The sequence below is a fragment of the Pseudonocardia sp. genome (genome assembly GCF_029263155.1).
Lineage (GTDB): Bacteria > Actinomycetota > Actinomycetes > Mycobacteriales > Pseudonocardiaceae > Pseudonocardia.
On record NZ_JAJCYB010000075.1, the window covers coordinates 51,175 to 77,927 of the forward strand.

Annotated in this window: 23 protein-coding genes and 2 tRNA genes; 13 read left to right on the plus strand and 12 right to left on the minus strand. The window is 72.8% G+C overall.

All coding sequences use genetic code 11. The features are described from left to right. Window positions 1–17 precede the first annotated feature (17 nt). The 7 genes from gyrA to Q1K26_RS15860 all read left to right on the plus strand — a co-directional run bounded on the left by gyrA (window position 18) and on the right by Q1K26_RS15860 (window position 6,051). The gene (gene gyrA / locus Q1K26_RS15830; RefSeq protein ID WP_300012912.1) at window positions 18–3,065 is read left to right on the plus strand and encodes a DNA gyrase subunit A; all 3,048 of its coding nucleotides are present in this window, start codon (window positions 18–20) and stop codon (window positions 3,063–3,065) included. Between the two features lie 461 nt (window positions 3,066–3,526). Then, the gene (locus tag Q1K26_RS15835; protein WP_300012792.1) at window positions 3,527–4,153 is read left to right on the plus strand and encodes a DUF3566 domain-containing protein; all 627 of its coding nucleotides are present in this window, start codon (window positions 3,527–3,529) and stop codon (window positions 4,151–4,153) included. 70 nt (window positions 4,154–4,223) lie between these two features. Next, a tRNA-Ile gene (locus tag Q1K26_RS15840) sits at window positions 4,224–4,297 on the plus strand. Between the two features lie 41 nt (window positions 4,298–4,338). Then, complete coding sequence (locus Q1K26_RS15845; protein ID WP_300012795.1) at window positions 4,339–4,452, plus strand: DLW-39 family protein; 114 nt, start codon at window positions 4,339–4,341, stop codon at window positions 4,450–4,452. Between the two features lie 49 nt (window positions 4,453–4,501). After that, window positions 4,502–4,577 (plus strand) — tRNA-Ala (locus tag Q1K26_RS15850). Window positions 4,578–4,692: 115 nt separating this feature from the next. Next, entirely contained in the window at window positions 4,693–5,427 is a 735-nt protein-coding gene (locus tag Q1K26_RS15855; RefSeq protein WP_300012798.1) for a GNAT family N-acetyltransferase, read from the plus strand. 438 nt (window positions 5,428–5,865) lie between these two features. Further along, the gene (locus tag Q1K26_RS15860) at window positions 5,866–6,051 is read left to right on the plus strand and encodes a dihydrofolate reductase family protein (protein WP_300012914.1); all 186 of its coding nucleotides are present in this window, start codon (window positions 5,866–5,868) and stop codon (window positions 6,049–6,051) included. Between the two features lie 114 nt (window positions 6,052–6,165). Here Q1K26_RS15860 and Q1K26_RS15865 read toward each other — a convergent pair whose 3' ends face one another. The 4 genes from Q1K26_RS15865 to Q1K26_RS15880 all read right to left on the minus strand — a co-directional run bounded on the left by Q1K26_RS15865 (window position 6,166) and on the right by Q1K26_RS15880 (window position 10,704). Continuing rightward, a complete protein-coding gene (locus tag Q1K26_RS15865; RefSeq protein WP_300012800.1) occupies window positions 6,166–6,819 on the minus strand; it encodes a DUF998 domain-containing protein in 654 nt (217 codons plus the stop codon). Window positions 6,820–6,855: 36 nt separating this feature from the next. Further along, window positions 6,856–7,698, minus strand: a complete 843-nt coding sequence (locus Q1K26_RS15870) for a methyltransferase domain-containing protein (protein WP_300012803.1) — start codon at window positions 7,696–7,698, stop codon at window positions 6,856–6,858. 155 nt (window positions 7,699–7,853) lie between these two features. Then, window positions 7,854–9,494: a LuxR C-terminal-related transcriptional regulator gene (locus Q1K26_RS15875; RefSeq protein ID WP_300012807.1), complete on the minus strand. Its 1,641-nt coding sequence runs from the start codon at window positions 9,492–9,494 to the stop codon at window positions 7,854–7,856. A gap of 265 nt (window positions 9,495–9,759) precedes the next feature. After that, window positions 9,760–10,704 (minus strand): SDR family oxidoreductase, encoded by a 945-nt coding sequence (locus Q1K26_RS15880; protein WP_300012810.1) that lies wholly within the window; start codon window positions 10,702–10,704, stop codon window positions 9,760–9,762. A gap of 174 nt (window positions 10,705–10,878) precedes the next feature. On the opposite strand from Q1K26_RS15880, the gene Q1K26_RS15885 reads away from it, so the two are divergent. Beyond that, complete coding sequence (locus Q1K26_RS15885; RefSeq protein WP_300012813.1) at window positions 10,879–11,721, plus strand: helix-turn-helix transcriptional regulator; 843 nt, start codon at window positions 10,879–10,881, stop codon at window positions 11,719–11,721. Between the two features lie 85 nt (window positions 11,722–11,806). Here Q1K26_RS15885 and katG read toward each other — a convergent pair whose 3' ends face one another. Together katG and Q1K26_RS15895 are read right to left on the minus strand one after the other, a co-directional pair. Next, window positions 11,807–14,041, minus strand: coding sequence for a catalase/peroxidase HPI (gene katG, locus Q1K26_RS15890; RefSeq protein WP_300012816.1), 2,235 nt, complete (start codon window positions 14,039–14,041; stop codon window positions 11,807–11,809). After that, a complete protein-coding gene (locus Q1K26_RS15895; RefSeq protein WP_300012819.1) occupies window positions 14,034–14,489 on the minus strand; it encodes a Fur family transcriptional regulator in 456 nt (151 codons plus the stop codon). The genes katG and Q1K26_RS15895 overlap by 8 nt, the downstream gene beginning before the upstream one ends. 84 nt (window positions 14,490–14,573) lie before the next feature. Between Q1K26_RS15895 and Q1K26_RS15900 the strand changes: the two genes are divergently transcribed. From Q1K26_RS15900 to Q1K26_RS15920, 5 genes are all read left to right on the plus strand, one after another. After that, a complete protein-coding gene (locus Q1K26_RS15900; protein WP_300012822.1) occupies window positions 14,574–15,227 on the plus strand; it encodes a maleylpyruvate isomerase family mycothiol-dependent enzyme in 654 nt (217 codons plus the stop codon). A gap of 58 nt (window positions 15,228–15,285) precedes the next feature. Beyond that, window positions 15,286–15,819: a hypothetical protein gene (locus Q1K26_RS15905; protein WP_300012825.1), complete on the plus strand. Its 534-nt coding sequence runs from the start codon at window positions 15,286–15,288 to the stop codon at window positions 15,817–15,819. A 313-nt stretch (window positions 15,820–16,132) separates the two neighbouring features. Next, window positions 16,133–16,969: an aldo/keto reductase gene (locus Q1K26_RS15910; RefSeq protein ID WP_300012827.1), complete on the plus strand. Its 837-nt coding sequence runs from the start codon at window positions 16,133–16,135 to the stop codon at window positions 16,967–16,969. A gap of 78 nt (window positions 16,970–17,047) precedes the next feature. Next, on the plus strand, window positions 17,048–17,374 hold the full coding sequence (locus Q1K26_RS15915; protein WP_300012830.1) for a putative quinol monooxygenase: 327 nt from the start codon (window positions 17,048–17,050) through the stop codon (window positions 17,372–17,374). Next, window positions 17,374–18,090, plus strand: coding sequence for an MOSC N-terminal beta barrel domain-containing protein (locus Q1K26_RS15920; RefSeq protein WP_300012833.1), 717 nt, complete (start codon window positions 17,374–17,376; stop codon window positions 18,088–18,090). The genes Q1K26_RS15915 and Q1K26_RS15920 overlap by 1 nt, the downstream gene beginning before the upstream one ends. A 138-nt stretch (window positions 18,091–18,228) precedes the next feature. On the opposite strand, the gene Q1K26_RS15925 is transcribed toward Q1K26_RS15920, so the two are convergent. The 6 genes from Q1K26_RS15925 to Q1K26_RS15950 form a co-directional block, all read right to left on the minus strand. Continuing rightward, window positions 18,229–19,965 (minus strand): biotin carboxylase N-terminal domain-containing protein, encoded by a 1,737-nt coding sequence (locus Q1K26_RS15925; protein WP_300012836.1) that lies wholly within the window; start codon window positions 19,963–19,965, stop codon window positions 18,229–18,231. Then, window positions 19,962–20,873, minus strand: coding sequence for an LLM class flavin-dependent oxidoreductase (locus Q1K26_RS15930; RefSeq protein ID WP_300012839.1), 912 nt, complete (start codon window positions 20,871–20,873; stop codon window positions 19,962–19,964). Before Q1K26_RS15930 ends, Q1K26_RS15925 begins: the two co-directional genes overlap by 4 nt. A gap of 418 nt (window positions 20,874–21,291) precedes the next feature. Continuing rightward, the gene (locus tag Q1K26_RS15935; RefSeq protein WP_300012842.1) at window positions 21,292–22,101 is read right to left on the minus strand and encodes a CoA ester lyase; all 810 of its coding nucleotides are present in this window, start codon (window positions 22,099–22,101) and stop codon (window positions 21,292–21,294) included. Next, window positions 22,101–24,032 (minus strand): AMP-binding protein, encoded by a 1,932-nt coding sequence (locus Q1K26_RS15940; protein WP_300012845.1) that lies wholly within the window; start codon window positions 24,030–24,032, stop codon window positions 22,101–22,103. The genes Q1K26_RS15935 and Q1K26_RS15940 overlap by 1 nt, the downstream gene beginning before the upstream one ends. A 37-nt stretch (window positions 24,033–24,069) precedes the next feature. After that, on the minus strand, window positions 24,070–25,599 hold the full coding sequence (locus Q1K26_RS15945; RefSeq protein WP_300012848.1) for an acyl-CoA carboxylase subunit beta: 1,530 nt from the start codon (window positions 25,597–25,599) through the stop codon (window positions 24,070–24,072). Next, complete coding sequence (locus Q1K26_RS15950) at window positions 25,596–26,735, minus strand: acyl-CoA dehydrogenase family protein (protein WP_300012851.1); 1,140 nt, start codon at window positions 26,733–26,735, stop codon at window positions 25,596–25,598. Before Q1K26_RS15950 ends, Q1K26_RS15945 begins: the two co-directional genes overlap by 4 nt. Window positions 26,736–26,753: the final 18 nt, after the last annotated feature.

Here is a 26,753-nt window from a genome sequence, read left to right on the forward strand (position 1 = left end):
CGACAGTGACAGACACCTTGGACCCCACGCTGCCCCCGGCCTCCGGTGGAGGCGACCGCATGGAGCCGGTCGACATCCAGCAGGAGATGCAGCGCTCCTACATCGACTACGCGATGAGCGTGATCGTCGGTCGGGCGCTGCCGCTGGTCGAGGACGGCCTCAAGCCGGTGCACCGACGCGTCCTGTACTCGATGGGGGAGAACGGCTTCCGCCCCGACCGCAGCTACGTCAAGTGCGCGCGCGTCGTCGGCGAGGTGATGGGCAACTACCACCCGCACGGCGACTCGTCGATCTACGACGCGCTCGTGCGGCTGGCCCAGCCCTGGTCGATGCGCTATCCGCTGATCGACGGGCAGGGCAACTTCGGCTCGCGCGGCAACGACCCGGCCGCGGCCATGCGGTACTGCGTCACCGGCGACACGGCGGTCGCCACACCCGACGGTGACGTCCGGATCGACGCGTTCGTGCCCGGCCAGGTCCCGGACTCGACCGTCGAGGTCGATCTCAAGGTGATCGGCCTGCACGGCGTGCCGGTCCGGGCCACGGCGGTGCACCACTCGGGCACACACGAGGTGCTGGCCGTCCGCGCCGGCGGCCGCGAGCTGCGCTGCACGGCCAACCACCCGCTGCTCACCAACGCGACGGTGGCCGGGCTCCCGACCCTGCTGTGGAAGCTCGCCGAGGAACTCGTCCCCGGCGACGTGATCGCGTCCACCGGCTCGCAGACACCTTCCGAGGCTCACACACAGGGCGGAACCTGTGTGCCGACCCCGCAGCCTGTGTGCGAGCCGGTGGATCCGGCGCGATTGGTGCCCGATTCGCCCGGCGTCGATGCGTTCTCGTGGGTGCGTGTCGACTCCGTCGTTCCGGCGGGGTCGGAAGCTGTGTACAGCTTGCGGGTCGACACCGTCGACCACGCCTTCGTCACCGACGGGTTCGTCAGCCACAACACGGAGTGCCGCCTCTCGCCCCTGGCGATGGCGATGCTGCAGGACATCGAGGAAGACACCGTCGGGTTCTCCGACAACTACGACGGCAAGAGCCAGGAGCCCGACGTCCTGCCGTCGCGGGTGCCCAACCTGCTGATCAACGGCAGTTCCGGCATCGCGGTCGGCATGGCCACCAACATCCCGCCGCACAACCTGCGCGAGGTCGGTGCCGGCGTGGTGTGGGCACTGGACAACTGGGACGCCTCCGAGGAGGACACCCTCACCGCGCTGATGGGCCACATCAAGGGCCCCGACTTCCCGACGGCCGGCCTGATCGTCGGTCGCGACGGCATCGAGTCGGCCTACCGCACCGGCCGCGGCTCGGTCCGGATGCGCGCGGTGGTCGAGGTCGAGGAGGACGCCAAGGGGCGCACCATCCTCGTCTGCACCGAGCTGCCCTACCAGGTCAACCCGGACAACCTGATCGAGTCGATCGCCACCCAGCACCGCGACGGCAAGCTGGCCGGCATCGCCGAGATCAACGACGAGAGCTCCGACCGTATCGGCATGCGGATCGTCATCACGCTCAAGCGGGACGCCGTCGCCAAGGTCGTGCTCAACAATCTCTACAAGCACACCCAGCTGCAGTACGCGTTCGGCGTCAACATGCTCTCGATCGTCGACGGTGTGCCGCGCACCCTGCGCCTGGACCAGATGGTGCGGCACTACATCCGGCACCAGATCGAGGTCATCGTCCGGCGCACCCGCTACCGGCTGCGCAAGGCCGAGGAGCGGGCCCACATCCTGCGCGGCTACGTCAAGGCCCTCGACGCGCTCGACGAGGTCATCGCCCTGATCCGGGCGTCGCAGACCGTCGAGATCGCGCGGGCCGGGTTGATCGAGCTGCTCGACGTCGACGAGCTACAGGCGCAGGCCATCCTGGACCTGCAGCTGCGGCGGCTCGCGGCACTGGAGCGCCAGAAGATCATCGACGAGCTGGCCGAGATCGAGCGCACCATCGCCGACCTGCAGGACATCCTCGACCGCCCCGAGCGGCAGCGGCAGATCGTGCGCGACGAGCTCACCGAGATCGTCGAGAAGCACGGCGACGAGCGGCGCACGGACATCGTGGCCGACGACGGCGACGTCACCAACGAGGACCTCATCGCGGTCGAGGACATCGTCGTCACGATCACACAGACCGGGTACGCGAAGCGCACCAAGACCGACCTGTACCGGGCGCAGAAGCGCGGCGGCAAGGGCGTGCAGGGTGCAGCGCTCAAGCAGGACGACATCGTCGCCCACTTCTTCGTGTGCTCCACGCACGACTGGATGCTCTTCTTCACGACCAAGGGCCGGGTCTACCGGCTCAAGGGCTACGAGCTGCCCGAGGCCAACCGCAGCGCGCGCGGCCAGCACGTGGCCAACCTGCTGGCGCTGCAGCCCGACGAGCACATCGCCCAGGTCATGCAGATCAAGCACTACGAGGTCGCGCCCTACCTGGTGCTCGCCACGCGCACCGGCCTGGTGAAGAAGTCCAGGCTCACCGACTTCGACTCGCCGCGCACGGGCGGTCTGATCGGCATCAACCTGCGCGAGGACGACGAGCTCGTCGGCGCGGTGCTGTGCTCCGCCGCCGACGACCTGCTCCTGGTGTCGGCGGAGGGCCAGTCGATCCGGTTCACCGCGAGCGACGAGGTGCTGCGCCCGATGGGCCGCGCCACGTCCGGGGTGCTGGGGATGCGGTTCAACGCCGGCGATCGGCTGCTGTCGCTCGCCGTCGTCCAGGACGGCACGTTCGTGCTGGTCGCCACGGCCGGCGGGTACGCCAAGCGCACCCCGATCGAGGACTACCCGGTGCAGGGCCGCGGCGGCAAGGGCGTGCTGACCCTTCAGTACGACCGCAGGCGTGGCACCCTGGTGGGCGCGCTCATCGTCGGGATCGACGACGAGCTGTACGCGATCACCTCGACCGGAGGGGTGATCCGGACGTCGGCCCGCGAGGTGCGCAAGGCGGGGCGGCAGACGAAGGGGGTCCGCCTCATGAACCTCGGCGACAGCGCCACGCTGCTGGCCGTGGCCCGTAATGCCGAGGACGACGCCGACAACCCCGACCTCACCGGCGGGACGGGCTGATCCCCGTGCACCGCCCATCCCGCGCGCGGGCCGGGGGGATCGCCGCCAGAGGAGTGGATGTGACCGACGAGACGATGACGCCGGAGGAGCAGCCGGACCGTCGCACCACGGTGGCGACGGACGAGCAGGCTGCTGCGGCCGGCCAGGCGGCCACCGAGGGGAACCCGGCGTCCGGTGGCCAGGTTCCTCCGGGTCCGGCTCCGGCGGGTTCCGCGGCGAGCGGTCCGGCCCACGCGGCTGCGGCCGACGGGTCCGGCCCATCCAACGGGTCCGGTCCGGCAGGTGAGTCGTCCGACGCCGCACCTGCCGCACCTGCCGCACCTGCTCCGTCACCCACCCCGCGGTCCGAGGACGAGTCGCCGCCGGCCCCCGGGGGCCGTGCAGCTGCGGGCCTGCCCGACGCGCCGACGGCGCAGATGCGGGTCTCGTCCGGAGCGTCGGCCGAGCAGACGTTCCGGCCCGTGTCCCGCTCCGACGGCCCGTCGCCCGCGCCCGGGCCGGTCCCCGGACCGGGACCCGACGCCGCCACCCCGCCGCCGTGGCGGCGTATCCCGGGCCGGGACACCTCCCAGGACCGTCGTCCCGGTCCCGCTCAGCAGGTCGGCGGAGCTCTCGGGGACGGTCCCACGGCGTTCCTGCAACCGCCCGTGCTGTCGCGGTCCACCGCGGAGCCGGGCTCGGAGACCGGTGGCTGGTCGCCGGTGCGCACCACCCGCAACCGCCCGCCGCGCCAGGCCGCGCTGCAGTTGCGCCGGCTCGACCCGTGGTCGGTGCTCAAGCTGGCTCTGGTGCTGGCGGTGGTGCTGTTCTTCGTGTGGCTGGTGGCGGTGGGGGTCATCTTCGGTGTCCTCGATGGGGTCGGGGTCTGGGACCGCCTCAACGGCACCTACGCCGACCTGGTGTCCGGACAGGCCCAGACCGGGACGGCGCCGCTCATCAGCGCGGGTCGTGTGTTCGGGCTCGCGGCCGTCATCGGTGCGGTCAACAGCCTGCTGTTCGCAGTGGCCGTCACCATCGCGGCGTTCGTCTACAACGTGTCGGCGGATCTCGTGGGCGGTATCGAGGTCACCCTGTCCGAGCGCGACTGAGCCCGCCCTCGCAGGAGGTATCCGGTTGCGGGCGCTCGGAGACGCTGGGGTAGCCTCGTGTCCGCCGCAGGGGCCTATAGCTCAGTTGGTTAGAGCGCGTCGCTGATAACGACGAGGTCGGTGGTTCAAATCCACCTAGGCCCACTCCTCGACCCGCCGGCCCACACCACAGGACGTGATCCTCGATGAAGAAGTTGCTCACGGTCGTCGTCGCACTCGCCGCCGGCGCGGTGGTCTTCTCGAAGATCCGTGGTGCCCGTGCGGAGAGCGACCTCTGGCACGAGGCCACCAACCGCTGAGCCCGGCCCCGCCCCGCTCCTGCTGAGCGGGTACCGTCCTGCTCGACACGGGGACGTAGCTCAATTGGCAGAGCACCGCCTTTGCAAGGCGGGGGTTAGGGGTTCGATTCCCCTCGTCTCCACCAGCCTGATCCAGCAACAAGAGCTATCTGCCGGACGTCGTTCTCGATCGACACCAGCCACGAACAATGACGACCGTGAGGCCGGGGCCTGGAGCAAAGTGGGCCACAGCGTGCGCAGGTGGTTCCCGCAGGGCGGTGCGGGTACGCCGGGTACATGGTGATGTTGCGGCGGACCACGCCGGACGAGGAGCGCCGGACCGTGCTGGCGGCCGGTCGTGCCGTGACCCTGCGCGCCGTGCGTCCCGAGGACGCCGCGCTCCTCGTGGAGGGCTTCGAGCGGCTGAGCGCGGAGTCGCGGTTGCGCCGGTTCCACTCCCCGCTGCCCGGGCTCGCGCCCGGGCAGGTGGAGTTCCTGACCCGGGTGGACCATCACGACCACGAGGCCATCGTCGCCACCATCGGTGGTCTCGGCGCGGAGACGGGCGTCGGCGTCGCGCGGTACGTCCGTTCCCGGACCGACCCCGACGAGGCCGACGTGGCGGTGACCGTGTCCGACGAGTGGCAGGGCCGCGGCCTGGGCGCGGCCCTGCTGCGGCGGCTCGGCGAGCGCGCCGTCGACGAGGGGGTCACCCGCTTCACCGCCGACGTGCTGGCCGTCAACTCGGCCATGCTGCGGTTGCTGCGGGTCCTCGGACCCACCACCGCCGAACGTGCGGGACCGGAGGTGTGCGTCACGGTCGAGCTGACACCCGGGCAGCCGGGCCCGGCTGCCCCGTCCTCGTCGGGGTCGGACGGCGGGGGGTCTGTCGGGAGGACCGGACACCGCAGGCGCCACCGCGGCCGCGTCGAGGAGCGGCCGGCGGCGGGGGAGGGTCCGACCTGGACCCGCTCCGCCCGCCCGACGCCCTGGTAGGCGGAGGCGCCGCCCGGGCGAGCCCACCGCTCGAGCCGCTGCAACCACGGCGGGCAGCCCCCAGCCCGGCGCCACCACGGCCGCATGGCTGACCAACCCGCCGGGTAGCGGTGACGATCCCGGCGGCCACGGCCGGCCCGGGCACGTCCTCCGGGCTGGTCTCGGGCGGGATCAGCACGATCGGGGCGCGCCCGTCGGCGTCGGCGATCCCGGTGGCCTCCTCGGAGGTGAAGACCGCTCGCCCGGTGACGCGCCCGGGCGACGCCCCCAGCCTGCACGCGACCGGCTCGCCACGGTCTACCTCCCCAGCGGCCCGGCCTACCACGCCGCGCCGATCTGGTTCCTCCAGTCGGTGCACCAGGCTGGCGGGACGGTCGTGCTGATGCCGCGCTCAGCGATGGCGACGGCGGCGCGATCTTCATCCACGAGAGCGCCGAGCTGGCTCGGCGGCTGTCCGACGCGAGTCTGATCGACCGGTACGACCTGCTCGCCTTTCCCGTGCTTCTCGGTAGCGGGAAGAGCCTGTTCGGCCGGGCGGACCGGGACAAGCACATGCTGGCGCCGCGGGAATCGGAGAGCTGCTCGAACGGGATCCTGAAGCTGGTCCACGACGTACAGCGCTGATCCAGGGCGAGGGCGATCCGGCCGCCGTCGCCCTCGCGCTGCTGTCCGACCGTCTGCCCCGCATAGCAGCTCAGCGCCCGGGCCGGATGCGGCTCGTCGAAGTAGCCGAGCGCATCACACCCGGCGGGAGGACCCGAGCAGACCGGCCCCGAGTGTGCCGACTCCCGACAGCCACAGCACGACCGCCGCCCAGTTGAGCAGACCCCACCACGGGTGCAGCGGTGCCCCGGCAGGCAACGCGAGCAATGAGTGGAGCGGGACGACGACCGCGATGGCGACGGCCAGCACCAGCAACGGGGTCGCCCAGGCGCGCCAAGCCGGGTCGGCCGCCATCCTGCGGGACAGGACCACGAAGCCGGCGACGGCCCCGACGAACACCAGCAGGAAGTGGGGCGGGGCCGGGCCGGTCACCCCGGCCAGTACGGGACCGACGGCACTGACCCCCATCAGGATCGGTCCGGCGGATCCCCAGCGGGTCGGGCGGATGCCCCGGTGCAGCCCGGCCGCCCAGACAGCCACGAGGACGCCGAGCGCGACCAGGTTCACGCGCTGCACCCAGCCGGTCGGACCCTCGGCCAGCGCGACCACCGGCTCGGCCACGGCGTCGTAACCCGGCCGGGCCAGGCCCAGGGCCGCCGAGACCAGGACGAAACCGGCGGAGCCGAGGATGCCCGCCCATCCGGCAGCCGCGCGCAGGCGCCGCCGTGCCGTATCGAACCGCCCGCCGGCTCCCGCAGCGGTGCCGCTCGTCGTGCTTCCCATGTCCATGATCCACCTCCTGCTGTGCGTTCTGTGTCGCCGGACTCAACACACGGTTCCGGTGCCGATGTTGACCTGGGCGCTGAGTACTGCCCCCGGGGCTCCTGCGGATCGCTCGCGAAGCGTTCCCTCGAGTACGCGGACGACCTCGGCCTGCTGCCCGTCGTCGAGGGCGGCGGCCGTCTGCGCGCCGATGGGGTGGCTGGCGGTGAAGGTGTCCCAGAGATGGCGCGCGGAGTCGAACGCCGACTCCCAGGTGAACGGGTCGATCCGGATCTCGCGCAGGCCCGCGTCGACCATCCGCTCGCGCAGCACGTCGGGATGCGCCGCCTGGAACGGCAGCGGCGGCGGGTCGGTCGGCAGCGGCATGGCACCCGGTACCGCGGCGCGGACCGCGCCGGCGCAGAACACGATGAACTCGACCGTCGGGAGCGGACCGAACGCGGCGATCACCACCCGCCCCCCGGGTCGGGTGACCCGCACCAGCTCGGCGAGGCCGCGCTCCATGTCGGGGAACACCGATACGCCGTTCACCGAGGCCGCGACGTCGAAGGTGTCGTCGTCCAGATCGAGGGCGTTGCCGTCCATGATCCGGCCGCGCACGGAGGACAGCCCCTCGGCGAGCGCCCGCGCGGTGAGGCGTTCGATCATGGCCGGGGCGAGGTCGGTCGCGACGACGTCGGCGCCGATCCGGGCCGCCGGGATGGTCAGGGCCCCGCTGCCGGCCCCCACGTCGAGCAGTCGGGTGCCGGGGCGCAGCCCGAGACGGAGCACCACCTCCCGGCCGAGAACCATGCTCTCCGGGGTGACGAACCGGTCGAACCCGTCGGCGACCGCGTTCCACGCGTCGCGGATCTGTTCGAGGCCCGGTGCCTGCTGCGTGGTCATGGCGAACTCCCCTTGCTCGGTGGCCGACCGACGGCCGGCGTGTGCACGTCCCGGACAGGGTCGAACTGGTGAGGGGGGTGCTGCTTCGGGCGATGTGTGTATCCCGCGACGTGGCGGCGGATGGGTGATCCTGTGTAGGCGCCGCGCGGTCGTCGCTAGGCCAGCTCGTGCCGGACGGCATAGGCGGTGGCGGCGGCACGTGAGGTCACTCCGAGCTTGCCGAAGATGTTGCTGACGTGCCGGGCCACCGTCTTCTCGCTGATGATCAGTCTGTCGGCGACCTCGCGGTTGGTCGCACCGGTCGCGACCAACCCGAGCACCTCCACCTCGCGGGGGCTCAGCCCGCCTGGCGCGTCCGGCGTCGTCGTCCCGGACAGCTCGGCGACCCGGGCCAGCGACGGGGTGGCGCCCAGCTGCTCGAACACACGCCGCGCCGCGTCCAGCTCCATGCTCGCGGTGTCGTGGTCGGCCAGCTCCCCGCAGGCCTGGGCCATCAGCACCCGCACCCGGGCGGCCTCGTACGGCGCGTCGAGCTCCTGCCAGGCCGTCCATGCGCGGCGCAGTACCCGGCAGGCGGCCCGGGCGTCACCGTCAGCGAGCAGGACGGCACCGCGTGCGGACCCGGCGACCGCGCGCAGGTAGGGGGCGTCGAGCTCCCCGCCGAGCTCGTCGAGCTCTTCGACCGCCGGCCGGGCCGCGGCGACGTCGCCGGAGGCCAGCACGATCTCGACGAACGCGGACAGCACCCGGGAGCGCTTCACGCGGTCGCCCTCGGCCTCCGCGACCACGCGTCGGATGGCCGCCACCGCGTCCGGGACCCGACCCTGGGCCAGGCGCAGCAGGGCGAGGCCGGGATGAACGGAGTGCCCGGACTCACCCGCCGTGCGGTAGGACTGCTCGGCCCGCGCGAAGTCCCCGCGCAGCCGCAGCAGCTCGGCCTGCTGGTAGTGCGCCATGCCGAGCACCGGGTCGCCCGGCGGGTCGGCGAGATGCGAGCAGGCCTGCTGCACCTCCACCATGGCGTCGGACCACTCGCCCCGCAGCTGCATGATCTCCGAGCGGTGGACCAGGCACTGGCCCCGGTAGGGCTTGAGGTCCTGCTGGTCGGCGCACCAGCGACTCAACGCCACGGTCCACTCCTGTGCCCGCCCCCAGTCGAACACGTCGCGGCACGCGATGATCAGCGCGCAGTAGACGATCCCGGCGGCGACGTGCGAGACGTCGCCGGTGGTCACCGCGACCATCGCCTCGTCGAGCATCGACACGCCACGGTGGACCTCTCCCATCGCGACCAGCGCCTGGCCGCGGCCCAGCAGGCTCAGCGCGACGAGGTCGGGGTCCCCGAAGCGACGGGCGATGCCCGCCGCCTCGCCGAAGACCTCGAAGGCCGCAACCGGGTCGCCGGACCCCATGGTCTGCAGCGCCGCGGGAATCATCAGGTACCCGTGTTCGACGCTGTCCGACGCCTGCTCGTCCAGCAGGCTCCCGGCCCGGCCGAGCCAACCCCCGCCCTCGGCGTACCGGGCGCGCTGCACCAGGAACATGCCGACCCAGAACGCGCACCGCACGGCGCGGCCGGTCTCGCCCTGGTCGAGGAACGCGTGGTGGGCCCGCTCCAGACTCGCGACGGCCGCCTCGTCGCGCCCGATCAGGTGGGCGGCCATCCCGAGCCGGTCGAGGTCGGGCGCGTCCAGCGGGCTGTGCTCGTCGGCCGCCGAGAGCACGTCGTAGGTGTCCTGCCAGGCCCGTCGCGCGTACGCCTCACGGCCGCGCATCACCGTGTCGGTGGGATGCATCGCTCTCCCTCGCGGGAGTGGTGATCGGTGCCCGAGCCGCTCCCACTGCCGTCGTCCTGTTGCCTGGGCCGGTCCCCGCCGCAGCCTGCCGTGCCGCAGTTTCGTGGGGGAGCCGCCGAGGAGCAACCCCACCGGTGGAGCACCGCCGTGGGCCCAGACCTACCATAACGGCGAGATCAACACGAGCCACCGCGCGAGCGTCGGCTCCACAGGCACGGTCGGACGCGCTGCCGGCTCGCTCGTGACGGTGGAATGCCGGGAGTGCCTACGCAGGGCAGAAGGACACCGTCGTCAGTTCCTCGGAGAGCTCCCAGACGCGCCGGGCGTCCTCGGCGCTGCGGAGGCGGGAGTAGACCTTCTGCTCCGCAGGGGACCCACCGAGGTGTCCGGGTCCGCTGGGCCCGTAGAGCCGGGCGCCCCGGGCCTCGACGGCCGTCGCGGCGAGGAGGGCGGGCAGGAGCGCGGTCTCGACGGTCCCGAGGAGGATGCCGCGCACGGACAGCGCGCGGATGAGTCGCACACTCAGGGTGTCCCGGGGGCGGCCGACCTCCGGGCGAGCGGCGAGCAGGTTCGTCGGGGCGACACCCGGGTGGGAGAGGTTGCTGGTGATGTCCCAGCCGCCCGCGCGGCTGCGCCGGTCGAGTTCGAGGCCGAAGAGCCCGAGCGCGATCTTCGACTGACTGTAGGCGCGCCGGCCGTGGTAGGAGCGAATCCAGTTCGGGTCGTCCCAGTTGATGGAGTTCTGGTCGGCGGCCACGCTGATCTGGGAGGTCACGCGGGCCCGGCCGGCGCGCAGCAGCGGCAGCAGGTGGCCGACGAGGGCGAAGTGGCCGAGGTGGTTGGAGCCGAACTGGAGCTCGAACCCGTCCGCGGTGGTCTGCCGGTCGGGTGGGGTCATGACGCCGGCGTTGTTGACAAGGATGTGGATCGGCCGGTCCTCGTCGCGCAGCGTCTCCCCGAGCGCCGCCACCGACTCGAGCGAGGACAGGTCGAGGGAGCGCAGCGACACGGTCGCGCCGGGGGTCTGCCGGCGGATCCGGGCGATCGCCGCCTCGCCCTTGCGCGGGTTCCGGACGGGCAGGAGCACCTCGGCCCCGGCGGCCGCGAGGCGCCCGGCGAGGCCCAGCCCGATGCCGTCGCTCGCTCCGGTGACGACGGCGCGCCGCCCGGACAGGTCGGGGACGGTGATGTCGGGTCGGGTGCGTGGCATGTGTTCCCCCTCGTCGGACGTGTGTCACCGAGGTTCGGCCGCCACCGGGGGGAGTACAACGGCCCGCCGATCCGAGGATCGCCGCGCCGCGCCGCCGGGAAGGGGGGATCGCCGGGGCGTGGCCGGGCGGGGTGCGCCGACGGTAGAAGTGGTACATCAGCAGGGGAGGAACGCATGGTGATCGATCGGACCGGACTGGCGGAGTTCCTCCGGCGCCGCCGGGAGTCCCTGCAGCCCGACGACGTCGGCCTTCCCCGTGGTCAGCGCCGCAGGACCACCGGGTTGCGGCGCGAGGAGGTCGCCCTGCTCTGCCACATGTCGACCGACTACTACTCCCGCCTCGAGCGCGAGCGCGGGCCGCAACCGTCGCCGCAGATGATCGCGTCGATCGCGCAGGGCCTGCATCTCTCGCTCGACGAGCGCGACCACCTGTTCCGGCTCGCCGGGCACAACCCGCCCACGCGCGAGGCGGCCGGTGAGCACATCAGCCCCGGCCTGCTGCGCGTGCTCGATCGCCTCGGCGACACACCCGCGGAGATCGTCACCGAGCTCGGGGAGACCCTGCGCCAGACCGCGCTCGGCGTCGCCCTGACCGGCGACACGACCGGCTACGACGGCCCGGCCCGCAGCATCGGGTACCGCTGGTTCACCGACCCCGCCGCCCGGCGCCTGTACGCGCCCGAGGAGCATCCGTTCCTGTCGCGGCTGTTCACCTCGGGCCTGCGTCAGGTCGTCACGCTGCGTGGACCCGGTTCCCGCGCGGCACACCTCGCCGACCTGCTGCTCGCCCGCAGCGCGGAGTTCCGGACCGTCTGGAACGACCACGAGGTCGGCGTCCACCCCCACGAGGTCAAGCACTTCGTCCACCCCGAACTCGGAGCGCTGGAGCTCAACTGCCAGACGTTGCTGGACCCGCGCCGGTCGCACTCCCTGCTCGTGTACACCGCCGTCCCGGGCAGCGAGAGCTACGAGAAGCTGCAGTTGCTGTCCGTGATCGGTGCGCAGGCGCTGCGGTGACCGCGCCCGTGGGTGGCGACGTTGCAGCCGACCTCACGCGACAGCCCCGGCCGGAGCACCGGCCGGGGCTGTCGTCGCCAGGCGATCAGACGAGGTCGTAGCGGTCGAGCATCATGACCTTGTCCCACGCCGCCACGAAGTCGCGCACGAACTTGTCCTTCGCGTCGTCGCAGGCGTAGACCTCGGCCACGGCCCGCAGCTCGGAGTTCGAGCCGAACACCAGGTCGACCCGGGTGCCGGTCCACTTCTCCGCGCCGGTGGCCCGGTCGACCCCGGTGAAGGAGTCGTCGTCACCGGAGACCGACTTCCACTCCACACCCATGTCGAGCAGGTTGGTGAAGAAGTCGCTGGTCAGCGTGCCCGGCCGGTCGGTGAGCACGCCCGCGGTCGAACCGCCGCTGTTCGCGCCCAGCACCCGCAGGCCGCCGACCAGCACGGTCATCTCCGGCGCTGACAGGTTGAGCTGGTTGGCGCGGTCGACCAGCAGGTACTCGCCCGGCAGGCGGTGGCCCTTGCCGCGGTAGTTGCGGAAGCCGTCGGCGCCGGGCTCCAGGTGCGAGAACGACTCGACGTCGGTCTTGTCCTGGGTGGTGTCGGTGCGGCCCGGGGTGAAGGGCACCGTGACGTCGTGCCCGGCGTCCTTCGCGGCCTTCTCCACCGCGGCGGCACCGCCGAGCACGACGAGGTCGGCGAAGGAGACCTTCTTGCCGCCCGACGCCGAGGCGTTGAAGTCGGCCTGGACGCTCTCCAGGACGCGGATCACCTGGGCGAGCTCGTCGGGGTCGTTGGCCTCCCAGCCGCTCTGCGGCTCCAGACGGATACGCCCGCCGTTGGCGCCGCCGCGCTTGTCGCTGATGCGGAACGACGAGGCCGCCGCCCAGGCCGCGGAGACCAGCTGGGACACCGACAGGCCGGACTCGAGGATCTTCGCCTTGAGCGCCGTGACGTCGTCGGCCGAGACCAGCTCGTGGTCGACGGCGGGCACCGGGTCCTGCCAGAGCAGCTCCTCGGCCGGGACCAGCGGGCCGAGGTAGCGCTGCTTGGGGCCCATGTCGCGGTGGGTGAGCTTGTACCAGGCGCGGGCGAACGCGTCGGCGAACTGGTCGGGGTTCTCCAGGAACCGGCGCGAGATCGGCTCGTAGACCGGGTCCATGCGCAGTGCCAGGTCGGTGGTGAGCATGGTGGGCTTGCGGGCCGGCTCGTTGGTCTCCGGGTCCGGGATGACGTCCCCGGCGTCCTTGGCGACCCACTGGTGGGCGCCGGCGGGGCTCTGGGTGAGCTCCCACTCGAAACCGAACAGGTTCTCGAAGAACTTGTTGCTCCACCGCGTGGGCGTCTGGGTCCAGGTGACCTCGAGGCCGGAGGTGATGGCGTCGCGGCCCTTGCCGGAGCCGAAGCCCTGCTTCCAGCCGAAGCCCTGCTGCTCGATGGGCGCGCCCTCGGGCTCGGGACCGACGTTGTCGTTCTCGTCCGGGTTCGCCGCGCCGTGGGTCTTGCCGAAGGTGTGCCCGCCGGCGATGAGCGCGACGGTCTCCTCGTCGTTCATCGCCATCCGGGCGAAGGTCTCGCGGATGTCGCGCGCCGCGGCCAACGGGTCCGGGTTGGCGTTCGGGCCCTCCGGGTTGACGTAGATCAGGCCCATCTGGACCGCGCCCAGCGGCTTCTCCAGCTCACGGTTGCCGGTGTAGCGCTCGTCGCCGAGCCACTCCCGCTCCGGGCCCCAGTAGACGTCCTCGTCGGGCTCCCACACGTCGGCGCGCCCACCCGCGAAACCGAAGGTCGTGAAGCCCATCGTCTCCAGGGCCCGGTTGCCCGCGAAGACCATCAGGTCGGCCCAGGAGATCTTGCTGCCGTACTTCTTCTTGATCGGCCACAGCAGGCGGCGGGCCTTGTCCAGGTTGCCGTTGTCGGGCCAGCTGTTCAGGGGCGCGAAGCGCTGCATCCCGGCGCCGGCCCCGCCGCGGCCGTCGTCCACGCGGTAGGTGCCGGCGGAGTGCCACGCCATGCGGATCATGAAGCCGCCGTAGTGGCCGAAGTCGGCGGGCCACCAGTCCTGCGAGTCGGTCATGAGCGCGTCGACGTCGGCGGTGAGCGCGTCGAGGTCGAGGCTGCCGAACGCCTTCGCGTAGTCGAAGTCGGCGTCCATCGGGTCGGCGACGGCCTGGTGCTTGCGCAGGATCTTCAGGTTGAGCTGGTTGGGCCACCAGTCGGTGTTGCTCGCGCTCTCGGTCGGGTGCCCCATGCGACCCGAGTGGACCGGACAGCCGCCGGCCTCCTCGGTGTTCAGTTGGCTCTCGACGGTGACGTGCTCGTCAGACACGGGTCTTCCTTCCGTGGGCGGGGGTGGTGGGTGTGGAGCAGTCGGGGCACAGGCCCCAGTAGACGACCTCGGCCTCGTCGATCACGAAGCCGTGGTCGTCGGACGCGGTGAGGCACGGGGTGGCGTCGACCGCGCAGTCGACGTCGGCGATGACGCCGCAGGAGCGGCAGACGGCGTGGTGGTGGTTGTCGCCGGTGCGCGTCTCGTAGCGCGCCACCGAGCCGGACGGCTGGATGCGGCGCACGAGGCCCGCGACGGTGAGTGCGCGTAGCACGTCGTAGACGGCCTGGTGGGAGACCTCGCCGAGTTCGGCGCGGGCCGCGGTGATGACCGAGTCCGTGTCGGCGTGCGGGTGTGCGTGTACCGCGGACAGCACGGCCATCCTCGGGCGGGTGACCCGCAGGCCGGCCTCGCGCAGTGCTCGTTCGAGGTCCGCGGCGGTGGGCACGCCCACAGTCTGGCGCACTTTCTGGAATCAATCAAGAATCGGTTCGGGCGATGACTCCCGGGTGCCCGCGGGAGTCCGTGCTCCATGAACCCCTCAACTCCCGTCCTCGCCCGAGCGGCCGTCGACGACGCGGTGGCCGCCGAGCGGCGCCACATCGCCGACCATGTCGCCGACCTGTCCGACGAGCAGTGGTCGACCCCCTCGCTGTGCGCGGCGTGGACCGTGCGCGACGTCCTCGCCCACCTCACGACGACGACGCGGCTGAGCGTGCCGCTCCTGCTGCGGGCGGCCGTGCGGGCGCGGGGCAGCTTCGACCGCATGGAGATCGATCTCGCGGCGGCGCGGGCCGCCGCGTTCACCAGCACCGAACTCGTCGCGCAGCTGCGCGAGAGTGCGGGCTCCACGCGGCGGTTCCCGGGCAGCACTCCGATGGACCCGCTCATGGACCTCGTCATCCACGGGCAGGACATCGCGCGCCCGCTCGGCCTTGCGTACGCCTCGCCGCCCGCGGTCGTGTCCGCCTGTCTGGCCTACGTCGCCACCACCACGTTCATGGGGGGCAGGCGGCGGCTGGCCGGGGTGCGGCTGGTCTCGGCCGACACCGGATGGACCCTGGGCGAGGGCCCCGAGCTGCGCGGGCCCGACGTCGACCTGCTGCTGGTGGCGTCGGGACGGCGGGCGGGGCTCACCGCGCTCGACGGACCCGGCGTTGCCGTCGTGGTCGGTCGACCGGGCTGAGGCCGCATGCGCCCGGCCGCCCGGTTCGCCGACCTCCGCGGCCGCCTACCCTGCGGGCATGGCATCGAATGCTGGGGAGCACCGGGGTGGTCCCGTCGCGCCCTCGCCCGCGCTCGCCGGGCTCGTGAGCGACCGCGGCGGGGGGCGGCGGGCCTTCGTCGACGCGACCGGCACCTCGGTCGCGCTGCCGTCGGCGCTGCGCAGGCTCGTGGCCACCGCCGAGGACGTCGGTGCGTTGCTGCTCGCCCTGGACGCTCCGCTGGTCGGCTGCGCAGGGCGCATCGACGGGGTCGAGCAGGTCGGGACGTCCCGCGGTCCGGACCCGGCTGCCGTCGCGGCGCTGCGCCCGGATCTCATCGTCGTCGGCGCGGTCGACCGGACTCCCGATCTGACCGATCCGGCCCTGGTCGCGGCGCTGCGCCGGATCGCTCCCGTGGTGGCGGTGGACGTCGGTCGCCCCCCGGTCGCCCGGGCGGACCTGCGGGCGTTGCTCGGGTCCGGCACCACCGGCGGGCGCGCGCCGGACCCCGCGCCCGAGCCGGTACCGGATCGGCCGCCCGGACCGCCGGTGACGAAGCCGGAACTCTGGTAGTGCCGGTCGGGGTAGGTCGTCGGGGGAGGTCGGCGCGGAGCCGGCGATCGGCTCCGGCGTGCCCCGGCGCGACGCGACCGGACACGGTGGTGCGGGCAGCGGGATCGTCCGGCTCGGGGTCGTCGAGCCCGTCCGGATGGGCCCCGGGTGGCGGTTCGCCGGCGTCGAGGCGGGATCGGTCGCCGGCGCCGGAACCGGCACGCGCAGTCCGCGTTCTGCGCGCTCGACGACGGCCGCCCGGAACGGAGGCCTGCCGTCCGGGATCGATCGTCGTTCCGGGTGGTGTCGGCGCGCCCGACCCACGGGGGCGGGGATGACCGAGTTCCGGATCGGCGGCGAGTGGGCCGTGCCCCGGCTGGGCTACGGTGCGATGCACCTGACGGCGCCGTCCGGCCCGGACCGGGCCGAGTCGATCACCGTCGTGCGCCGGGCCGTCGAGCTCGGCGTGCGGCTGATCGATACCGCCTACATGTACGGCGGGGGCGCCAACGAGGAGTTGCTCGCCGCGGCACTGCACCCCTACCCGCGCGATCTCCTGATCGCCACCAAGGTGGGGATCTCGCTCCCGCGCCCGGGGGAGTGGGTCGTCGACGGGCGCCCGGAGGTGCTGCGCGACCAGGTCGACGGGGCGCTGCGGCGGCTGCGCGTCGAGCGGATCGGCCTGCTGCAGCTGCATCGCCGCGACCCGGCCGTCCCGCTGTCCGACCAGCTGGGAGCGCTGCGGGACGCGCAGGCCGCGGGCAAGGTGGCGCACCTCGGGCTGTCCGAGATCGCACTCGGCGAGCTGCACGAGGCCCGGCGGATCATCGATGTCGCGAGCGTGCAGAACCGCTACAACGTGCTCGACCGCGAGCACGAACCGGTGGTGCGGGCCTGCACCGAGGCGGGGATCGCGTTCCTGCCGTGGCGACCGGTGGCCCACGGCGCGACCGGCGGGACCGCCGAGGTCGCGGCGGTCGCCACGGAACTCGGGGCCACCGCGACGCAGGTGTCGCTGGCGTGGTTGCTGCACCGCTCGCCGGCCGTGCTGCCGATCCCGAGCACGACGTCGCTCGCCCACCTCGCGCAGAACGTCGCGGCCGCCCGCATCCCACTGACCGCCGAGCAGGTCGCGCGACTCGACCGGATCGTGGTCCCGGGTTCCACGTGAAACACGAACCCGTCGTTGACGCGTCCGCCGGTGTTGACCACGATCGTCCCGGACACGTGCGAAAGGAACCCGGAAAAAATGATCCTCATCAACGTCAAGTTCCCCATCCGGCCGGAGAAGATCGACGAGTGGCTCGTCCTCGCCGAGCAGTACGCCAAGGACGTCAACGCCGAGGAGGGCTGCCTGTTCTTCGAGTGGTCGCGCAGCCTGCTCGACCCGAACGAGTTCGTCACCATCGAGGGCTTCCGGGACTCCGACGCCGGCGGTGCGCACATGAGCACCGGGCACGTCGCGAACTTCATGGGGAAGGCTCCGGACCTGGTCTCGGCCCAGCCGAAGATCATCTACGTCGACGCGGCCGGTGTCGACGGCTGGGGGCCGATGGGCGAGATCAGCCCGCGCTGATGCGGGTGCTCGAGCTCTGGCGGTTCCCCGTCAAGTCGCTGCAGGGCGAACGGGTGGAGGCCGCCGAGCTCGGTCCGCAGGGCCTGGCCGGGGACCGCCGCTACGCCCTCTTCGACGTCGCCACCGGGTTCGGGCTGACCGCCCGGCGGGTCCCCGAGATGCTCTTCGCGTCGGCCCGGATCGGGGCGGCCGGGGTGGAGATCACCCTGCCGGACGGATCGGTGGCCGTGGACGACGCCGCGTTGTCGGCCTGGCTGGGCCGCGAGGTGGCGCTGCGGTCGGTGTCGGAGGTGCACGAGCGGCGCTACGAGAACCCGGCCGACATCGAGACCGAGGCGGAGTCGTCGTGGGCACCGTTCGAGGGGTCCGACGGTGCGTTCCACGACTCGGCCCGCGCCGCCGTCAGCATCCTGTCCACGGCCACGCTCGGTGGCGGTGAGCCGCGCCGGTTCCGGTCCAACATGCTCGTGGACGGGGGTGGGGAGGACGCCCTCGTCGGCCGGGACGTCCGGGTCGGCACGGCGACGCTGTCGGTGGTGGCGCCGATCGACCGGTGCGTGATGGTGACCCGCGCGCAGCCCGGTGGCATCGGGATCGACCGCGAGGTGCTGCGCCGGCTGCATCGCGAGCGCGGCGGTGCCCTGTCGGTCGGCGGCACCGTCGCCGCGCCGGGATCGGTCCGGGTGGGTGACGAGGTGGTGGGCGAGGACGGGTGAGATCGGCACCATCGGGGTCTCCCATCGGGAGAGCCCCCACCACGTCGATCTCACCCGCGGTCTCACGCCTTCGTCGCGGCGCGACGCGGGCCCGGCCAGCAGGTCGGCGAACGCGGCCACCGCGAGTAGTAGGGGCCCTCAGCCCTCGATCCGGCAGAGCACGGCACCCTGACCGACCGACGCGCCCGGGGCGACCGCGACGCCGGCCACCGTGCCGTCCTGGTGCGCCGTGATCGGGTTCTCCATCTTCATCGCCTCGACGACGGCGACCAGCTCACCTCGCCGCACCGGGTCGCCGTCGACCACCGCGATCTTCACGACGGTGCCCTGCATGGGGGCGACGACGTCGTCACCCTGGGCGGCGGCCCCACCCCGGGCGCCGCGCTCGTCCGCGCTGGCGCGGATCGCCGCGGCGGTCTCGGGGCTGACCGCGGACAGGCCCGGCAGTTCCACCACGTGCCGACGCCCGCCGACCTGGACCGTCACCGCGTCCTCGGGTGCGGGATCGGGCGCGAGGTACTCGGTCTCGATCCAGCGGGTGTGCACGCCGAACCCGTCCCGCGCGGTGAACGCCGGGTCGTCGACGACGGCGCGGTGGAACGGCAGCACGGTGGGCAGGCCGTCGACGCGGAACTCGGCCAGCGCGCGCCGGGCCCGGGCCAGCGCCTGGCGGCGGTCGGTGCCGGTGACGATCAGCTTGGCCAGCAACGAGTCGAACTGCCCGCCGACGACGGTGCCGGCCTCCACGCCCGCGTCCACCCGGACACCGGGACCGGACGGCAGTTCCCACGCCGTCACCGTTCCCGGAGCGGGCAGGAACCCGCGGGCCGGGTCCTCGCCGTTGATCCGGAACTCGATGGAGTGCCCGACCGGCGCCGGGTCGTGCGAGATCCGCAACGGCTCGCCCGCGGCGATCCGGAACTGCTCGCCGACCAGGTCGAGACCGGTGGTCTCCTCGGAGACCGGGTGCTCGACCTGCAGCCGGGTGTTGACCTCCAGGAACGAGATCACCCCGTCCTGCCCGACCAGGAACTCCACGGTGCCCGCCCCGTGGTACCCGGCCTCGGCGCAGATCGCCCGCGCCGCGGTGTGGATCTCGGAGCGCTGCGCGTCGGTGAGGAACGGCGCGGGCGCCTCCTCGACGAGCTTCTGGTGGCGGCGCTGCAGCGAGCAGTCCCTCGTGCCCACGACGACCACGGTGCCATGGGTGTCGGCCAGCACCTGCGCCTCGACGTGGCGGGGCCGTTCCAGGTAGCGCTCGACGAAGCAGTCACCGCGCCCGAACGCGGCCTGCGCCTCGCGCACGGCGGAGTCGAACAGCTCCGGGATCTCCTCGGCGGTGCGCGCGACCTTGAGCCCGCGCCCGCCACCGCCGTACACGGCCTTGATCGCCACCGGCAGCCCGTGCTCGGCGGCGAACGCGACCACCTCGTCGGCGCCGCTCACCGGTCCCTTGGAGCCGGCCACCTGCGGCGCGCCCACGGCCGCGGCGATCTGCCGGGCGGTGACCTTGTCGCCGAGGTCGCGGATCGCCTGCGGGGTCGGACCGATCCAGGTCAGGCCGGCGTCGATGACGGCCTGCGCGAAGTCGGCGTTCTCGGAGAGGAAGCCGTAGCCGGGATGCACGGCGTCGGCGCAGGCCAGGTCGGCGACGTCGAGGAGCTTGCTCTGGTCCAGGTAGGTCTCGCCGGCCGTGGTGCCGTGCAGCGGGTAGGCCTCGTCGGCGAGCCGGACGTGCGGGGCGTCCGCGTCGCCGTCGGCGTACACCGCGACGCTGGCGAGGCCGGCGTCGGCACAGGCGCGCACCACCCGGACGGCGATCTCGCCCCGGTTGGCGACGAGCACCGTGCTGAGGGTCCTGGGCTGCGGGGTCATGCGGGGCTCCCGATCTGGAGGGCGGGCGCGATCTCGCGCGCGAACAGTTCGACCATCGCGGCGCGCTCGGCGTCGGGACAGGCGGGGACGAGCACGATCGACCGCGCCCCGGCGTCGACGTACTCCCGCAGCCGGGCGACGACCTGCTCCGGTGTGCCGCTGGGCACGTACTTCCCGGCGATGGGCGCGAAGTCCTGCCGGTAGACGGCGCCGAGGGTCTCGACGGCGCCGCGGCGGGCGGCCGCACCGTCGCGGCCGGCGCCGGTCCAGCAGAACACCGCGCCCTCGACCCCGGAGCGGCCGTGCTCGGCGGCCGACCCGGCCACCGTCGCCAGGCCTGCCGCCAGCTGCTCGGGGCTGTACATGTAGGGCACCCACACGTCGCCGAAGCGGCCCGCCCGGCGCATCGAGGCCTCCTTGCGGCCGCCGATCCACAGCGGTGGGCGCGGGCGCTGCAGTGGCAGCGGGTCGAGCGCGACCTCGTGCCCGCCGAACGACACCCGCTCGCCGGCGAACAGGCGGGTCATCACGTCGAGGGACTCGTCGGTCCGGCGCCCGCGCAGGGTGACCGGCACGTCGACGGCGGCGAACTCCGCGGGGAACTCCCCCCCGACGCCGATCCCGAGGTCGAACCGGCCACCGGAGACGCGGTCGAGGGTGGCGGCCATCTTCGCGGCGAGCGCGGCCGGGTACATCGGCAGGATCGTCAGTGCCGAGAGCAGCCGGATCCGCGACGTCGCGCCCGCGGCGGCGGCCAGCGAGACGAACGCGTTGGGGGTCGGGCTGTGGAAGAACACGTGCTCGCCGCAGGCCAGGAAGTCGTAGCCGAGCTCCTCGGCGCGCCGCGCCGCGCCGACGACCTCGGCCGGGTCACCCTGCGGCGCCAGCATGAGCCCGACGGTGGTCATGGTGACCACCCGGACGCCGATGCGGGGAGCAGCCCGGAGGGCGTGGGCGCCGTGATCGAGGCGCGGTCCGGGTGGGCGGTGATCGTCGGTTCGGGCCCGGTAGGGGTGTGGGGCTGCGGTTGATCGCTGTCTCGGAACGGGGAGCGGTGTGGACGGCGTGTCCCGGTTCCGAGACGGTGATCATCGAAGCCGTGGGCCGGGGCCGGGGCCGGGGCTCCGGTGTGGCGCCGGTCGGTCGGGTACGGGGTGTGCGGGCTTCGCTGAGCCGGGTCCGGGTCGGCGGTGATCGTCGGTTCGGAACCGGTAGGGGTGTGGGGCTGCGGTTGATCGCCGTCTCGGAACGGGGAGCGGTGTGGACGGCGCCTCCCGGTTCCCATTCGTCGATCATGTGCGACCCGGTGTGGACCCCGGCCACCGGTCACGACGGCACACCCGCCCGGGCCAGCAGGGCCGCGGCCATGCGCAGGTGCACGTCGTCGACCATCTCGCCGTCGACCACCCCGACGCCTGCCGCCCCCGCCGCGACGACGGCCCGCGCGTGCGCGATCTCCGCCTCCGACGGGGTGAAGACCTCGCGGGCGATCTCCACCTGCGTCGGGTGCAGGCAGATCTTGCCCTGGTAGCCCAGATCGCGACCGTGGCCGGCGTCGAGCCGGAACCGGTCGGGGTCACGCACCGCCACCACGGCCTGGTCGATCGCCGGGACGCCGGCCAGCCGGGCGGCCAGGGCCACCCGGCTGCGGGCGTAGAGCACCTCGTGCCCGTCCGCCGTCCGCCGCCCGCCGAGATCGGCGATGTAGTCCTCGGCACCGAAGTAGGCGGCGTCGACACCGGAGCCCAGCAGGGTACGGCAGTCGGCCACGCCCAGCGCGGTCTCCAGGCCGGCGACCACGACGGCGCCCGCGGGCAGGGTGGCGCGCACCGCGGTGAGGTCGGACTCCCGTTCCAGCTTGGGCAGCACCACCCCGGCCGCCCGCGACGCCGCCACCGCGGCGACGTCGTCGTCGAACCACGGCGATCCGGGCGGGTTCACCCGCACCAGCACCACCGTGTCGCCCGCGTCCAGGGCGTCCACCGCCTCGGCTGCGGTGCGCCGGGCGGAGTCCTTGTCCGCCGCCGCGACGGCGTCCTCGAGATCGACCGCGACCACGTCCGGCGACGACCGCGTCACCTTGGCGATCATGTCGGCCCGACCGCCCGGGACGAACAGCAGCGTGCGGACGAGCATCAGCGGATGGCCGTGGCGATCGCGTCCAGCGCCGAGGGGTCCTCCATGGCGCTGGTGTCGCCGGTGGGTTCGCCGTGCACGACGACGTCGCGCAGCAGGCGGCGCATGATCTTGCCGGTGCGCGTCTTGGGCATCGCCGGGGTCACGTACACCGCGGCCAGGCCGGCGTACCCGCCCAGCTCGCCGACGACCTGGCGGCGGATCTCCGCGGTCAGGCTGTCGGTCAGCGTCCCCTCCGCGAGCGTGACGAACGCGATCGGCACGGTGCCCTTGGTGTCGTCGGGCACGCCGACGACCGCGGCCTCCACCACCGCCGGGTGGCTCGTCACGACCGCCTCGATCTCCATCGTGGAGATCCGGTGCGCGGCCACGTTGATGACGTCGTCGGCCCGGCCGAGCACCCACAGGTGTCCGTCGGTGTCGACCACGGCCTCGTCGTTGGTGGCGTAGCGCCCGGGGAACTTCGAGAAGTACGTGGAGTGGTAGCGGTCGTGGTCGTCCCAGACCGTGCGGGCCAGCGTCGGGAACGGGGTGAGCAGCACGAGGTTGCCCTTGGTGCCGGTCGGCACGGAGTTCCCGTCGTCGTCGACGATGTCGTAGGAGTGCCCGGGCAGCGTGGTGCCCACCGAGCCCGCCTTGAGGTCGTCAGCGCCGTAGACCGGGTAGGTCCAGGTGGAGCCGGTCTCGGTCTGCCCGTAGGCGTTGATCACCGGCACGCCGCCGCCGAGATGGGTGGAGCCCCAGGCGAACGTGTCGGCGTCGAGCGGCTCACCCTGCACGGTGACGAGCTTGAGCTGCGGCAACGGGTGCTTCGCGGCCAGGTCGTCGCCGAACTTGCGCAGCATCCGGATCAGCGTCGGCGCGCACAGGATCTTGGTGACGGCGTGCCGCTCGACGATCTCGTAGAACCGCTCGGTGGTGGGGGTGTCCAGCGCGCCCTCGAAGCAGACGATCGTCATGCCGCAGGCGAGCCCGCCCACGACGGCCTGGATCGGGAAGGTCAGCCAGCCGACGTCGGCGGCCACCCAGTAGACGTCGTCGTCGCCGTCGCGCCCGGCCTGCCAGTGCGCGTTGGCCCAGGTGCCGAGCAGGAACCCGCCGACGCTGTGCACCACGCCCTTGGGCGTGGACTCGGTGCCGCTGGTGAAGATCAGGAAGGCGGCCTCGTTGGGGTCCAGGGGGACGCACGGGGTGCCGTCGGGGTGCGCGGCGATCACCGCGGCGTAGGAGTGCTCGCCCTCGGTGAGGTCACGGGCCTCGCCGGTGCGGTCGATGACGATCGTCGCGAGGACGGAGTCGGCGCGCCCGCGGGCCGCGCGCAACGTGTCCAGCAGCGGCACCGCCTTGCCGCGTCGGTAGCTGGAGTCGGCGACGATCACGGCCTTGGCCCGCGCGGCCACCAGCCGGTTGGCGACCGCGTCGACGCCGAACCCGGAGAACAGCACCGTGTAGATCGCGCCGATCCGGTTGCAGGCGTGGATCGCGGTGAACGCCTCCACGAGGTTCGGCATGTAGATGGCGACGACGTCGCCCTTCTCGACACCGAGGTCGAGCAGCCCGGCCGCGAGGCTGGACACCTCGTCGCGCAGCTCGGAGTAGGTGACGGTGCGGGTGTCGCCGGGCTCGCCCTCCCAGACCACGGCGTTGCGTCCGGCCGTGGCGGGGTCCTCGGCCCACCGGTCGACGCAGTTGTCGGCCACGTTGAGCGTGCCGCCCTCGAAGAACCTGAAGTCACCCAGCTCGCCGCTGCGCACGGTGTGCCACGGGGTGGTCCAGCGCTGCTGCTGTGCCACCCACTCCCAGTACGAGTCGGGGTCCTTCGCGTCCAGCTCACGCGCTGCGGCGATCGCGGCCACGCGTTCCGGGACGATCCAGTCCTCGCGCAGCGGCTGCAGCGGGGTGGAGATGAGCTGGCTCAGGCTGTCGGACATCCGTGTCCTCCGGGCGTCGTCGAAATCGGTGTGGGGGTCAGACGGGGCTGATCGGGTGGTGCCGGCGGTGCGTGGTGCGGGTGAAGTGCTCGGCGTCGTGCAGCCGCGCGACGAGCTCGGTGCGCAGGTGTTCCGGCTCGACGACGGCGTCGACCACGAGGTCGCTGGCCATGCGGAGCAGGTTGATGTCGGCGCGCTGCTCGGCCGAGCGGGCCTCGACGTACGCGGCGCGCTCGGTCTCGTCGGTGATCGCGGCGACCTTGTTGGCGTAGACGGCGTTGACCGACGCCTCGGCCGACATCGGCCCGATGGTGGCTGTCGGGAGCGCGATCGTGGCGCGCGGCTCGAAGCCGGGCGCGCACATCGCGTAGAAGCCCGCGGCGTAGGCCTTGCGCAGCACCACGGTGATCTTCGGGACCTCCGCGCTGGCCATCGCGGTGATCATCTTGGCGCCGTGCCGGATGATCCCCGCGCGTTCGACGGCCACGCCGACCATGAACCCGGGCACGTCCTGCAGGAACAGCAGCGGGATGTTGAACGCGTCGCACATCGAGATGAAGCGGGTGGCCTTGTCGGCGGAGTCGACGAAGATCGCGCCGCTGCGGACCATCGGCTGGTTGGCCACGATGCCCACCACCCGGCCGTCGAGGCGGGCGAACCCGACCACCATCTCCGGCGCCCAGCGGGCCTTGATCTCGAAGAAGCTGGCGCCGTCGACGAACCGGTCGATCACGTCGCGCACGTCGTAGGCGGCGTTCGGGTCGACCGGCACCGCGCCGTCCCAGTCCGCCCGCGACGGTGCGACCGGCTCGGCGCGCAGGGGAGGGGCGCGGAAGTCGTCGGGCAGGTAGGACAGCAGCAGCCGGGCCGCCGCGATCGCCTCCCAGTCGGCGGTGAACACCTCGTCACCACAGCCGGAGACGGTGGCGTGCATCATCGCGCCGCCCATCTCCTCCAGCGTGGTGATCTCACCGGTGGTCTTCTCCGCGATGCGCGGCGACGCGAGGTACATCGAACCGTTGCCCTCGACCATGCCGACCCAGTCGCAGAACGCCGGCATGTACGCCCCGCCCGCGGCCGACGGGCCGTGCAGGCAGCACAGCTGCGGTACCCGGCCCGACAGCTTGACCTGCAGCTGGAAGATCGCCGAGGCGCCGCGGCGGCCGGGGAAGAAGCCCATCTGGTCGGTGAGCCGCCCACCGGCGGAGTCGACGAGGTAGACCACCGGGAGCAGGTCGCGGTCGGCCCGCTCCAGGATCCGGATCTGCTTCTCGCACGTCAGCGCGCCCCACGACCCGGCCTTGACGCCGAAGTCGTGGGCGATCACCGCGACCGGGCGGCCCTCGATCCGGCCGACCCCGGTGACGACACCGTCGGCCGGCAGGTCGCCGGCCATGGCGTGGGCCATCAGCCCGTCCTCGACGAACGAGTCGACGTCGAACAGCAGCGCGATCCGCTCGCGGACCCCCAGCTTGGTGGGCCAGCGGCTGACGTCGCCGCCGATCCGGGCCCGCTCGGCGGCATCGACGACGTCGGCCGCGGTCGGTGCGCCCGCGAACGTGGTCACCGGCCCATCCCGCGGGACAGGATCTCCAGCTGGATCTCGTCGGTGCCGCCTCCGATCCGCAGGATTCGTACGTCCCGGTAGTGGCGCGCGACCGGGGACTCCTCGACGAAGCCCGACCCGCCGAACAGCTGCACCGCCTCGTCGACGATCCGGCAGGCGGCCTTGGCGGCGAAGAACTTCGCCGCCGCGACGGTACGGCCCATGTCCGGGTGCTCCGAGTCGATCCGGGCGGCCGCCTGGTAGGTGATCAGGCGGGCCACGTCGAGCTCGACCTCCATCTCGGCGATCTTGTGCCGGATGGTCTGCAGGTGGGCGAGCGGGGCGCCGAACGCGTCGCGGTTCAGGACGTGCTCGCGTGCCGCGGCCAGGCACTCGGCGGCGTGCCCGACGCCCATCGCGGCGAGCACCGCGCGCTCGAGCTGGAAGGCGTCCATGATCTGGTAGAAGCCGCGGCCCTCCTCGCCGAGCACCGCGTCCGGGCCCACGGTGACGTCGTCGAGGACGACCTCGCGGGTGTCGGAGGAGTGCCAGCCCATCTTCGGCAGCGGGTTGCCCATCGACAGCCCGGGGGTGTCGGCGTCGACGAGGAACGTGGTGATCCCGCCACGGCCCGGGCCGCCGGTACGGGCGCCGACGACGATCACGTCGGCCAGCCCGGCGTTGGTGATGAACATCTTGGTCCCGTTGAGGACCCAGCCCTCGCCGTCGCGGCGGGCGGTGCTGGTCATGCCGGCGACGTCGGAACCCGCACCCGGCTCGGTGACGGCGATCGCCGCCACCTTCTCGCCGGCCACGAGGCCCGGGAGGTAGCGCTTGCGCTGCTCGTCGGTGCCGTAGCGCACGATGTGCGGGGCGGCCATGTACGCGCTGACCAGCACGGTCACCGCGATGCCGCCGCTGGCGCGGGCGAGCTCCTCGGCGAGCAGGGTGACGGCGAGCCCGTCGGCGTCGGAACCACCGAACTCCTCGCCGGTGAGCAGGCCGAGCAGCTCGGCGTCGCCCAGTTCCTTCCACAGCTCGGCGGGGAACGTGCCCGCCCGCTCGGCGTCGTCGACCAGCGGTCGGACCTTCTTGTCCACGAACGCCCGGCACGAGGCCTGGAAGTCGAGGTGCACGTCGTCGAGTTCCCAGGCCATGCGAATCCTCCAGAAAAA

What these genes read in the sequence shown, in the direction of transcription:
- Q1K26_RS15870 (WP_300012803.1), bottom strand. Translation starts at nt 7,698, where the DNA reads ATGACCACGCAGCAGGCACCGGGCCTCGAACAGATCCGCGACGCGTGG.
- Q1K26_RS15905 (WP_300012825.1), top strand. Translation starts at nt 15,286, where the DNA reads ATGGCATCGAATGCTGGGGAGCACCGGGGTGGTCCCGTCGCGCCCTCG.
- Q1K26_RS15875 (WP_300012807.1), bottom strand. Translation starts at nt 9,494, where the DNA reads ATGCATCCCACCGACACGGTGATGCGCGGCCGTGAGGCGTACGCGCGA.
- Q1K26_RS15865 (WP_300012800.1), bottom strand. Translation starts at nt 6,819, where the DNA reads ATGGACATGGGAAGCACGACGAGCGGCACCGCTGCGGGAGCCGGCGGG.
- Q1K26_RS15915 (WP_300012830.1), top strand. Translation starts at nt 17,048, where the DNA reads ATGATCCTCATCAACGTCAAGTTCCCCATCCGGCCGGAGAAGATCGAC.
- Q1K26_RS15920 (WP_300012833.1), top strand. Translation starts at nt 17,374, where the DNA reads ATGCGGGTGCTCGAGCTCTGGCGGTTCCCCGTCAAGTCGCTGCAGGGC.
- Q1K26_RS15885 (WP_300012813.1), top strand. Translation starts at nt 10,879, where the DNA reads ATGGTGATCGATCGGACCGGACTGGCGGAGTTCCTCCGGCGCCGCCGG.
- Q1K26_RS15925 (WP_300012836.1), bottom strand. Translation starts at nt 19,965, where the DNA reads ATGACCCCGCAGCCCAGGACCCTCAGCACGGTGCTCGTCGCCAACCGG.
- Q1K26_RS15880 (WP_300012810.1), bottom strand. Translation starts at nt 10,704, where the DNA reads ATGCCACGCACCCGACCCGACATCACCGTCCCCGACCTGTCCGGGCGG.
- Q1K26_RS15910 (WP_300012827.1), top strand. Translation starts at nt 16,133, where the DNA reads ATGACCGAGTTCCGGATCGGCGGCGAGTGGGCCGTGCCCCGGCTGGGC.
- Q1K26_RS15900 (WP_300012822.1), top strand. Translation starts at nt 14,574, where the DNA reads ATGAACCCCTCAACTCCCGTCCTCGCCCGAGCGGCCGTCGACGACGCG.
- Q1K26_RS15940 (WP_300012845.1), bottom strand. Translation starts at nt 24,032, where the DNA reads ATGTCCGACAGCCTGAGCCAGCTCATCTCCACCCCGCTGCAGCCGCTG.
- Q1K26_RS15930 (WP_300012839.1), bottom strand. Translation starts at nt 20,873, where the DNA reads ATGACCACCGTCGGGCTCATGCTGGCGCCGCAGGGTGACCCGGCCGAG.
- Q1K26_RS15845 (WP_300012795.1), top strand. Translation starts at nt 4,339, where the DNA reads ATGAAGAAGTTGCTCACGGTCGTCGTCGCACTCGCCGCCGGCGCGGTG.
- Q1K26_RS15935 (WP_300012842.1), bottom strand. Translation starts at nt 22,101, where the DNA reads ATGCTCGTCCGCACGCTGCTGTTCGTCCCGGGCGGTCGGGCCGACATG.
- Q1K26_RS15950 (WP_300012851.1), bottom strand. Translation starts at nt 26,735, where the DNA reads ATGGCCTGGGAACTCGACGACGTGCACCTCGACTTCCAGGCCTCGTGC.